Here is a 2,485-nt window from a genome sequence, read left to right as displayed (position 1 = left end):
TGGCCGGCGACAATTAACCTGACCGGTCGACGACAACTATCCTGGCCGGTTGGATCTGCAGCCGGGAAGGTCCGGAAGCGAGGGATAGAGTGCTCTTCTGACGACAGGCGTTGGGAGGCGCTCGGTGCCCGGCAAGAAGATCACGGACCAACAAGTGCGCAAATACAAGGAAGCAAGAAGGCAGGCGACGCAGCAGATCGCGGCGGCCCGGATGGGCATCAGCGTGCGCTCAGCACGGCGCATCGAGCAGGCTGACGGGTTGCCGTCGCAGCGCGGACCGAGGACATGGCGGACGCGCGCCGATCCGTTGGCGGACGTCTGGGAGCAGGAGCTGGTGCCCTTGCTCGAGCGCGAACCCGGGCTGCAGGGCCGAACCCTGCTCGAGGAGTTGCAGCGCCGTCACGGTGAGGTGTTCGGCGATGGGGTGCTGCGCACCCTGCAGCGGCGGATCCGCATGTGGCGCGCCGAGCACGGACACGAGAAGGAGGTGTTCTTCTCGCAAGCCAATCCGCCGGGCCGTTTGGCGCTGTCGGACTTCACCGTGTGTGACGAACTCAGGATCACGGTGGGCGGCGAACACTTCGCGCATCGCCTATACCAGTTCGCGCTGGCGTACTCGGGCTGGCGCCATGCTGAACTCGTGTGCGGCGGCGAGAGCTTCGCCGCCCTGGCGCAGGGTCTGCAGAATGCCCTGTGGGCCCTGGGTGGGGTGCCCGAAGAACACCGTACCGACAGCCTGTCGGCCGCCTTCAACAACCTGGCCGAAGCGGAAACGCTCACGCGCCGCTACGAAGATCTGTGCCGGCACTATGGCCTGCGTCCGAGCCGGAACAATCTGGGCCAGTCGCACGAGAACGGCGCCATTGAATCGCGCCAAGGCAGCCTCAAGGGCGCGCTCGAGCAGGCGCTGCTGCTGCGTGGGCACCGCGAGTTCGCCACCACAGCCGACTATCAGCGGTTCGTCGCAGAGGTCGTCACACGCCTGAACCGGCGCATCCAGACGCGGCTGGCCGAAGAGCGCAGCCAGCTCGCTGAGCTCCCCATGCGCCGGACCAGCGAGTACGAGGAGATCGAGGCGCGCGTGACCAAGTTCAGCACCGTCAGCATCCGCCGCGTGCTCTACAGCGTGCCCTCGCGCCTGATCGGCCATCGGCTCCAGTTTCGCCTCTACCCCGAGCGCCTCGAGGGCTGGCTGGGCGGGGTGTGCGTGTTCGAGAGCGCGCGCGGAGCGGTGCCGGCAGGCAAGCGGCGCGGCAAGCAGCTCGACTACCGGCACTTGCTGCCCGCGCTCAAGCGCAAACCCGGCGCCTTTGCCCGTTGGGCGCTGCGCGACGACATGTTCCCCCGCGCCGAGTACCGGCAGACCTGGGAGCGCTTGGTCGAGACCTTGCCCGAGCGCCAGGCCTGCAAGCTCATGGTGGGGCTGCTTGATCTGGCCGCACGCGGCGCGTGCGAGGTCCAACTCGCGCAGATCCTCGGGGGTTTGCTGCAGGCGGGCACCTTGCCCGATCTCGAAGGACTCGAGGCGCGCTTTGCGCCGCGCCAGACGCCCATGCCGGCGGTCACTGTGTCGTTGCCCGCGCTGTCGGTCTACGACACGCTGTACGAGGTGGCGGCATGAGCGTCATCGAGACGGCGACGCTGCCCATGATGCTCACCGAGCTGCGGCTGCCCACCATCAAGCGGCTGTGGTCGGCGCTGGCCGAGCAGTCGAACCGCGAAGGCTGGCCGGCCGAGCGGTTTCTGGCCGCCCTGTGCGAGCACGAGATGCACGAGCGCGAGACGCGCCGCATCGACCGCCATCGAGCCGAGTCCGCCTTGCCGCCGGACAAGCGCCTGTCGGCCTTCGACTTCACGGCCGTGCCGACGGTCTCCAAGGCGCACGTCACCGCGCTGGCCGAGGGCGACAGCTGGCTCGAACAAGGCGCGAACATCCTGCTCTTCGGACCACCGGGTGTTGGCAAGACGCACCTGATCGCCAGTATCGGCCACGCCCTCATCGAACGTGGCTACCGCGTGCTCTTCACCCGCACGAGCGATCTGGTGCAGCGCCTGCAGGCCGCCCGGCGCGATCTGCGCTTGCCGGCCGAGCTGGCCAAACTCGACCGCTTCGACCTGCTGATCTGCGACGACTTCAGCTACGTCCGCCGCGACCAGGGCGAGACCTCGGTGCTCTTCGAGCTCATCGCCGAGCGCTACGAGCGCAGAAGCCTGGCCATCACTGCGAATCAGCCGTTCTCGGAGTGGGGCCACGTCTTTGCCGAACCGGCCATGACGCTGGCCACCGTCGACCGGCTCGTGCATCACGCCACGCTCTTCGAGATGAACGTGGAAAGCTTCCGCCGCCGCGTTGCTCAGAAGGGGCTCGCCCCTTCTGAGCAACGCACCCTCAACACCTCAAAGCCGAAAGGCTGAACCCCTCATGCCTCGCTTCCACCGGCCAGGATAATTGACGTCGACCGGCCAAGGTAATTGACGCTGGGCA

The 2,485-nt window shown here is 67.5% G+C and carries 2 protein-coding genes; both read left to right on the top strand.

The window, feature by feature from the left end:
• Positions 1-124: 124 nt before the first annotated feature.
• Positions 125-1,621: an IS21 family transposase gene (gene istA, locus C665_RS19255; RefSeq protein ID WP_040828304.1), complete on the top strand. Its 1,497-nt coding sequence runs from the start codon at positions 125-127 to the stop codon at positions 1,619-1,621.
• On the top strand, positions 1,618-2,415 hold the full coding sequence (gene istB / locus C665_RS19250) for an IS21-like element helper ATPase IstB (protein WP_004298999.1): 798 nt from the start codon (positions 1,618-1,620) through the stop codon (positions 2,413-2,415). The genes istA and istB overlap by 4 nt, the downstream gene beginning before the upstream one ends.
• Positions 2,416-2,485 lie beyond the last annotated feature (70 nt).

Origin of the sequence: Thauera aminoaromatica S2, assembly GCF_000310185.1 — a bacterium.
Lineage (GTDB): Bacteria > Pseudomonadota > Gammaproteobacteria > Burkholderiales > Rhodocyclaceae > Thauera > Thauera aminoaromatica.
Note: the sequence above shows the minus strand (reverse complement) of the source record. Positions and strands in the feature narration are given on the sequence as shown.

Excerpts from the sequence above, each read along its gene's own strand:
- istB (WP_004298999.1), top strand. The coding sequence starts at position 1,618 with ATGAGCGTCATCGAGACGGCGACGCTGCCCATGATGCTCACCGAGCTG.